The sequence below is a fragment of the Streptosporangium sp. NPDC006013 genome (assembly GCF_040614275.1).
Taxonomy (GTDB): domain Bacteria; phylum Actinomycetota; class Actinomycetes; order Streptosporangiales; family Streptosporangiaceae; genus Streptosporangium.
Window position 1 is genome coordinate 1 of sequence record NZ_JBEXUE010000467.1, and the last position, 7755, is coordinate 7755.

Genomic DNA, 7755 nt, shown 5'->3' on the forward strand with positions numbered 1-7755 from the left:
GGGCCCCCCCCCCCGGCGGCAGCCCCCCGGGCTCAGACCCCGGCCTTCGCCTCGGCCTTGGCCGACGCGCCGTCCACCGCCTCGGCGAAGTCGGCGAGCACCGGGTTCTCGAACAGCACCCTGATCGGCACGTTCACGGTGAACGTCTCCCGTACCCGGGTGATCACCTGCGCGGCCACCAGGGAGTGACCGCCGATCTCCAGGAAGTCGTCCTCCCGGGCGACTCGCCTGAGCTTCAGCACCTCGGCCCAGATCACCGCGATCGTCTGCTCCGTCGGCGTCCGCGGCGCGTCGAAGTCGTCCCCGTCCCCGTCCATGCCGCCCTGGCCGGGCTCCGGCAGTGCCTGGCGGTCCACCTTGCCAGAGGAGGTCAGCGGCATCGCGTCCAGCGTCAGGTAGGAGGCGGGCAGCATGTACGCGGGCAGCGAGCCCTGCAGGAACCGGTGCAGCTCGCCGGTCAGGCCGCTGCGGTCGGCGATGATCCTGGAGGCGTCGTCGAGCACGACGTAGGCGACCAGCCGGTCGTCGCGCGCGACGACCGCCGCCTCGCGGACGCCCGGGTAGCGGGTGATCGCCGCCTCGATCTCGGCCGGCTCCACCCGGAAACCGCGGACCTTCACCTGCGCATCGACCCGGCCCACGTACTGCAACCGGCCGTCGGGCAGGTAGCGGACCAGGTCACCGGTGCGGTAGAGCCGCGCCCCCGGAGGGCCGTACGGATCGGGCATGAACGACCGCGCGGTCATGCCGGGCCTGCCCCGGTAGCCGTGGGCCAGACCGGCGCCGCCGACGTACAGCTCCCCGGGCACACCGGCCGGGAGCGGGTTGAGCCGGCGGTCCATCACGTAGGTCCTGAAGTTGGCCAGCGGCCGGCCGATCGGCGGGGCGTACGCCGCGGCGGGGTCGCACGCGCCCATCGTGGCGCACACGGTCGTCTCCGTCGGCCCGTAGGCGTTGACGAACCTGCGGCCCGGTCCCCAGGTCCGCACCAGCCCGGTCGGGCACTGCTCGCCCGCGACCACCATCAACCTGACCGTGCCCAGCTCGTCGCCCCTGAGCGTGCTGAGGAACGTCGGCGGGAAGGTGGCCGCGGTCACGCCCTGGTCGCTGATGGCCTTTGCCGTCTCCTGCGGGGTCATGGCCGAGGGGTCCAGCACGCACAGCGCCGACCCGTTCGGCAGCGCCATCGTGATCTCCCAGATCGAGGCGTCGAAGCTGAGCGAGGCGAAGAGCGCCACCCGGTCGTCGGGCGTCAGGGAGAACTCCCGCGACAGGGCCGAGGCGAGGTTGCTCACGCCGCGATGCGGCACCTCCACCCCCTTGGGACGGCCGGTCGATCCCGAGGTGTAGATGAGGTAGGCGGTGGCGTCGGGTGCGGGCGTCACGCCGGGGCCGGTGGCCGGCTCCTCCGCCTCGATCGCGCTCCACCCGGTGTCCAGCTCGACCGTGCGAACCTGGTCGCCGCGGACCCGGCCGGCGTGCTCGGCCACGGTCAGGACCAGCCCGGTTCCACTGTCGTCCAGGATGTGGCCGAGCCGGTCGGGCGGCAGCGCCGGGTCCAGCGGCAGGTAGACGCCGCCGGACTTGACGGTGCCGAGGAAGGCGACGAGCGCCTCGGCCGAGCGGCCGGTCATCGAGCCGACGACCTGGCCTGGCCGCACCCCGTCACGGATCAGCCGGTGGGCCACCCGGTTGGCGCGCTCGTCCAGCTCGCGGTAGGTCAGCCGCTGCTCGCCGCAGAGCACCGCGAGCGCGTCGGGGGCGGCGGTGGCACGCGCCTCGAACAGCGCGCCGATGCTCGCCCCCTCGTCGAAGGGGGTCTCGGTACGGTTCCACTCGGCGACCACCAGCCGTAGTTGCTCGGCGTCCAGCAGGGACAGGCGCGAGATGGGCCGGGTGGGGTCGCCCACGGCGTCGGTCAGGAGCGTGACGTACTGCTCGGCCCTGGTCCTGGCGCCGGACGCGTCGAACAGGTCGAGCGCGTAGCGCACCTCGCCCTCCAGCGAGCCGGGCATCAGGACCAGCGCCAGATCCGAGGCCAGCGGGAAGCGGTCCGCCACCAGCTCCGAGGTCCGCAGGCCAGGCAGTCGCAGCGCGCTCCAGGCCGGGGCCGCCTGGTCGAACTCCGCCTGGTAGAGCGGCCGCACACCGCTGGAGGCGTCCAGCCGCAGTTCCTCGGCGAGCCGGTGCGCCGGGTAGGAGCCGTGCGCGGCCGCCCCGTCGAGCGCGTCACGCACCCGGGCGACGACGGTGGCGAACGACGGGTCGCCCTCGCAGCCGATCCGGATCGGGAACACCGGGGCGCGGCCGTCGCCGGGCACGGGTACGCCGACCACGACCTCGTCCTGTCCCGACCAGCGGCACAGCGCGACGGCCCAGGCGGCCAGGGTGACGGCCCGGGTGTCGGTGCGGGGGGTGGCCGCCTCGGTCTGCCCCGACCAGCGCGACAGCGCCATCGCCCGCGCGGCCTGGGTGACGGCTCCGTTGCCGGTGCCGGACTCGCGCGCGAGGGCCTCGACCCGCGCGGCCGTCTCCGGCGGGACGCCGAAGGTCACCCGGGCGCCCGTGAGGCCGGGTACGGCGGGACGGCCGCGGTCGGCGGGCAGGTCGAGGGCGGGGGGCGTGCCGTCGAGCCGGTCACGCCAGTAGGCGAGATCGGCGGCGTCGCCGGCCTCCGGGGAGGACGTGGCGTGACCGTTCGAACCGGCCGCGGGGGAGGCGTCGCCGGCGGCGCGTCCGCCGGGGGACGCGTCAAGGGGGCCGTGGCCGCCTGCGGAGATGCCGTTGGACGGGCGCCCGTTGAGAGGGACACCGTCGCGAGCGGTGGCGGGGGAGCCGGCCGCGCTCTCGTAGGCCCGGGAGATCTCCCCGGCAAGACCGGCTAGGACGTGCTCGTCGGCCACCAGCCGGTGCGCCGTCATGACGAGCGCGTGGTCGTCGTCGGCCAGCCGGGCCAAGGCGATCCGGAGCGGCGGCCCTGCTTCGAGGTCGAGGCCGCGGTTGGCCTGCTCGGAGACCAGGCGCGTCAGCGATTCCTCGCGGCGGCCCGGTTCGTGCCTGCCCAGTTCCACCGGCCGGGGAACGGCGACGGGCGTGGTGCCGGGCTCGGGACCACCCGGCAGTGCCGGCCGTAGGTCCTCGCGCGCCTCCAGCACGTCCTCCAGCGCGGCGGTCAGGGCCTTCTCGTCCAGAGACCCGTGTAGCCGCGCGGCGAGGGTGACCTGGTCGGTGTGGTCACCGGCGGGTTTTGCCCGGTAGGACCTCCACCCGCTCTCCTGGATCGGCGACATGTCCGGCATGAGGTGCTCCAATCAGTGCCCTGCGTGGTCGAGTTCGAGATGGACGGGGACGCGGTCGACGCCCCACATGAGGTTCGAGCGCAGCCGCTTGACCGGCCCGGTGAGTTCCATATGGGCCACCCGGCGGGTCAGCTCCTCCAGCAGCACGCGTAGTTCGAACCTGGCCAGCGCCGCACCGATGCACAGGTGCCTGCCGAGGCCGAACGTGAGGTGCCGGTTGGGGGTGCGGCCGACGTCGAAGCGGCGCGCGTCGGGGAAGGCGTCCTCGTCGCGGTTGACGGCCGGGTGCCACACGCTGACCCGCTCACCGGCCCGGATGGTCTGCTCTCCGATCCTCGTGTCGCGCAGCGCGGTGCGCATGACGTTGAGGCTGGGGGCGGTCCAGCGCAGCACCTCCTCCACAGCGGTCGGGATGAGCGAGGGGTCCTCGCGCAGCCGCCGCCACTCGCCGGGGTTCTCCACCAGGGCGATGACGGCTCCCGCCGAGGCGTGCCTGGTCGTCTCGTTGCCTCCGGTGATGAGGCCGTTGATGTTGAGCAGGATCTCCTCGTCGGTGAGGGGCGTTCCGTCGATCCGGCCGCGGATCAGCACGCTGATCACGTCGTCGCCGAGGTCGCCGCGCCGTTCGGCCAGCAGGTCGGCGTAGTACGCGAAGATGTTGGCGTTCGCCTCGGCCTTCTCCGCGTCGGAGATGACGTCGTCGGAGGTGGCGGAGCCGAACGCGGTGCGCGTCCACTGGATCATCAGGTCCCAGTCGGCGCGGGGCACGCCCAGCAGCTCGCAGATGACCGAGAGCGGTAGCCTGCCCGCCACCGTGTCGACGAAGTCGAAGGAGTCCCTGGGCGCGTTCTCCTCCAGCATCCCGCCCACCGTCTCGCGCATCGCGCCTTCGAGGCGGCGTACCACCCGGGGAGTGAGCGCGGGGTTCATCACGTCGCGCAACCGGCTGTGGCGGCCGTCGGTGACGATGAGCATCTTGCCCGCGGCGGCGCGGGCGGCGGACTCGGTCTGCCCGACCTGCATTCCCCGCTCGGAGGTGAAATTCGTCTTGTCGAGATAGACGGCCACACCGTCGGCGTATTTGGTGAACGCCCAGAAACTCGGCCCCGCCGATCTCTTGTTCCAGAACATCGGCCGGTGCTCCTGCAGGTAATGCAGGACGCCGAGGCCCGAGTCGGGTGCCGTGTAGATGTCCGGATCGGCGAGATCCAGCTCGTTCAGATCAACCGTCGTGTCCACTGTCATGTGGAATTCCTCCGTGCGTACACATCGAAGATGTCCGTGTTCCTCAGCAGGGGATCCTGGCCGATGTCGACCTGGAATCCACGGCCGGTGAGATCGCCGCGTACGGACGCCAGCCTGCCGTCGATGTCATGGACCTGCATGACGATTTGGTCGACCGCACCCCAGTCATCGGGGGCGATTCCATCCAGCACATCGCACTCGGCTTTCTCGACGTTGACTTTCAGCAGCCCTATACGGTGCACGCCCTCGGCGGCCATCACCTCTGAGATCGTCCGCACCTGGCACTCCTGCTGCTCCGTGACGTGCCTGCCCTCGGCCATGTCCGTCACGTCCTCGGGAGCGAACCCGCTGTTGGCCAGGAAAGTCCTGGTCACCTCCGCATCGTGGGCGACGTCGGTGTACATCCCGGACATCGCGGTGGTCTCCGGATAGACGGTGAGAGTCGCCGTTCCCGGGGTATGGGAGAGTGCGCAGTCGAACGCCTTGGCGTTCAGGCCGTGGGCGGCCAGATTCGCGCACAGCGCGTCGTAAAGCGGCCGGGCAGGCTCGAAGGCAAGAATTCGAGTGCCCGGACATTCCCAGTGAAACGCCAGCGCCGCGATTCCTATGTTAGCGCCCACGTCGAACACCGTCATTCCCGGCTCAAGGCGTACGTCGTGTCTGAAGTAACTTCTGTCGCCCACGATGCTGCGATACTGCAGGCTGGTCTCGGCGGGATTGAGCTGGAATACCACATGTCCGTCCGGCAGTGTCATCTGGCGTACCCGCTGATTGTTTTCCAGGATGTCTCTCCGCTGATTTCGCATATCATCACCCTTAACAAAAAGCTTATTCCAGTCAACCAGAGGTGAAACCCGACAGGGACGGAACGATCTTATGGACACGCAGAGAACAGAAGTCGGGGCGTCGGCGGAAAAGCCGCCCTCGCTCTGGCGTAATCCCGACTTCAACCGGCTCTGGGCCGGTCAGTCGATCTCGGTCCTCGGCTCCGAGCTGACCACCCTGGCCCTTCCGCTGACCGCGATCCTCATGCTGCAGGCCAGTTCCTTCGAGGTCGGTCTGCTCAACACCATGCGCACGATCGCCGCGCTGCTGCTGACGCTGATCGCCGGTGTGCTCATCGACCGCTACCGGCGCAGACCCCTCATGGTCGGCTCCGACATCGGGCGGGCCGCGGTCGTGGCACTGATCCCGATCGCGGCCTTCGCCGGGTTCATGGACATGTGGGTGCTCTATGTGGTCGCCGTGGTGGTCGGTGGCCTCTCGGTGGTCTTCGAGATCGCCTACGCCGCCTACATGCCGACGCTGCTGAGCGAGGAGCAGTTGGTGGCCGGCAACAGCCGGATGGCGGCGACCGAGTCGGTGGGCGCCATCGCGGGCTCCAGCGCCGGAGGCGTGCTCATCGACCTGTTCCGGCCGGCGTACGTGATGCTGGGAGACGCGATCTCCTTCCTGGTCTCCGCCTTCGCCCTGTCGCGCATCCGTCACGTCGAGCCGCCCGTCGAGCGCCAGGACAGCGGCGGGCGCGGCGCCGTCGCGGCGATGCTCCACGACATCAAGCACGGCCTGAAGGTCACATACCGCAACGCCTACGCCCGCCCGCTGATCCTCAACTCCGCCGGGGCGAACTTCGGGTCGATGATGATCCTGACCCTGTTCATCCTGTACGCGGCCAGGGAGCTCCAGCTGTCGGGCACCTGGATCGGCTTCATCTACGCGGTGGGCAGCATCGGCGGCGTCATCGGCGCCGTCTTCGCGGGCAGGCTGTTCGAGAAGCTCGGCTACGGGCGCGGCATCATGACCGCCCTGATCGCGTTCCGGGTGCTGTGCCTCACGCCGTTCGTGGCCGGTCCGCAGTGGCTGCAGATCACCCTGTTCTCGGCGATCTGGTTCGTCACGGTGTTCGGCGTGGTGGCCGGGAACATCGGCCAGCTCACGCTCTTCCAGTACGTGATCCCCAACCACCTGCGCGGCCGGGTCATCGGCGCGAGCCGCGCGGTCTACCTCGGCATCCTGCCGCTGGCCGCGATGCTGGCCGGGGTGCTGGGCGAGCTGATCGGGGTCAAGCCCGCCATCTACGCCGGTGCCGCGTTCCTGCTGCCCTGGATCATCCTGCTCTTCCTGTCGCCGGTGCCGAACCTGCGCAGGCTGGAGGACGCCGAGATCCTGCAGGACATCGAGGAGCCCGCCGGGAAGCCCGGCGGGCGCGAGGACGGCAAGGACGCCTGAGGTCAACCCGGGATTCGCGCGGACATGCTCCGCGCGATCTCGTCGAGCAGGGCGGCGGGCGCCTGGAGGTAGCTCCAGTGCCCGCCGTCCAGCACGGTGTGGCGGGTCCGGCCGTAGAACTCCCAGCCGCCCATCTGCTCAGGGGGGATCTGCGTGTCCCCCGACCAGCCGATCGTGGTGATCGGGCACGGCAGCTCCACCGGGTCGGTCCGCTCGAAGCGGCCGTAGGCGGCCACGTCGGCGCGCATGACGCTCGCGGCCATCTCCACCAGTTCGGGCAGCGGCTCCGCGCCGCGCGCCCGCATGAGATCCGACACCAGCGCGCCCACCTGCTCCTCGTCGAGCCGCAGGATGCTCGGCCACGACGCCCGGTGCGGAGGGACCATCGAGGAGGCGAACAGGTGGCTGGGCAGCGGGCCGCCGCGCTCCATGAGCAGCAGCGTCGCCTCGTAGCCGATGAAGACGGTGCCGCAGTGGCTGATGAAGCCGAACGGCCGGTCCAGGTAGGGCTCCAGGCCCTTCAGCATCTCGGCGGCGACCTCCGGGTAGCTCTCGAACGACGGCTCGCGCAGCCGGTTCTCCCTGCCGGGCAACTGCACCGGGCACAGCTCGATCCCGTCCACCTCGGCCGGCCACCCGTGGTACATCGACGCCCCGGCACCCGGGTAGGGCAGGCACCACAGCCGTGCCCTCGCCTCGGGGCCGGGGGCGCGCAGCAGCCACCTGGGGCGGCTCCTCCGCCGCCTTCTCTCGGTCATCGTGTGCTTCCTTCCGCCCTGATGCTCTGGATGAGGGTCTCGGGTGTCGGTGCCCTGAGGAACTCGCGCAGCCGGATCCGCACGCCGTAGCGGCTCCCGATCTCCTCGACGAGACGGGTGGCCGACAGGGGTACCGCCTGCTCACCGACACGCACGGGCCGATCCACCTGGTCGAGGTGGAGGGCGTGACGCACCGGGTCAGCCGCGACGAGGGCGGCGTCGTC

Annotated in this window: 6 protein-coding genes; 1 reads left to right on the forward strand and 5 read right to left on the reverse strand. The window is 70.8% G+C overall.

Annotation, left to right across the window (positions count from 1 at the left end):
• Positions 1–32: 32 nt before the first annotated feature.
• The 3 genes from ABZ260_RS41835 to ABZ260_RS41845 are packed head-to-tail and all read right to left on the reverse strand — an operon-like array spanning position 33 to position 5350.
• Positions 33–3299 (reverse strand): amino acid adenylation domain-containing protein, encoded by a 3267-nt coding sequence (locus ABZ260_RS41835; RefSeq protein ID WP_355628859.1) that lies wholly within the window; start codon positions 3297–3299, stop codon positions 33–35.
• Positions 3300–3311: 12 nt separating this feature from the next.
• Positions 3312–4544, reverse strand: a complete 1233-nt coding sequence (locus ABZ260_RS41840; RefSeq protein WP_355628862.1) for a cytochrome P450 — start codon at positions 4542–4544, stop codon at positions 3312–3314.
• Positions 4541–5350 (reverse strand): FkbM family methyltransferase, encoded by an 810-nt coding sequence (locus tag ABZ260_RS41845; RefSeq protein ID WP_355628864.1) that lies wholly within the window; start codon positions 5348–5350, stop codon positions 4541–4543. Before ABZ260_RS41845 ends, ABZ260_RS41840 begins: the two co-directional genes overlap by 4 nt.
• Before the next feature lie 70 nt (positions 5351–5420).
• On the opposite strand from ABZ260_RS41845, the gene ABZ260_RS41850 reads away from it, so the two are divergent.
• Positions 5421–6773, forward strand: a complete 1353-nt coding sequence (locus ABZ260_RS41850; protein ID WP_355628867.1) for an MFS transporter — start codon at positions 5421–5423, stop codon at positions 6771–6773.
• Positions 6774–6775: 2 nt separating this feature from the next.
• Here ABZ260_RS41850 and ABZ260_RS41855 read toward each other — a convergent pair whose 3' ends face one another.
• Together ABZ260_RS41855 and ABZ260_RS41860 are read right to left on the reverse strand one after the other, a co-directional pair.
• Positions 6776–7531 carry a thioesterase domain-containing protein gene (locus ABZ260_RS41855; protein WP_355628870.1) on the reverse strand — a complete coding sequence of 252 codons (756 nt, stop codon included), beginning with the start codon at positions 7529–7531 and terminating at the stop codon, positions 6776–6778.
• Positions 7528–7755, reverse strand: a 228-nt coding sequence (locus ABZ260_RS41860) for a phosphopantetheine-binding protein (RefSeq protein WP_355628873.1), incomplete at its 5' end; no start/stop codon positions are given. The genes ABZ260_RS41860 and ABZ260_RS41855, both read right to left, overlap by 4 nt.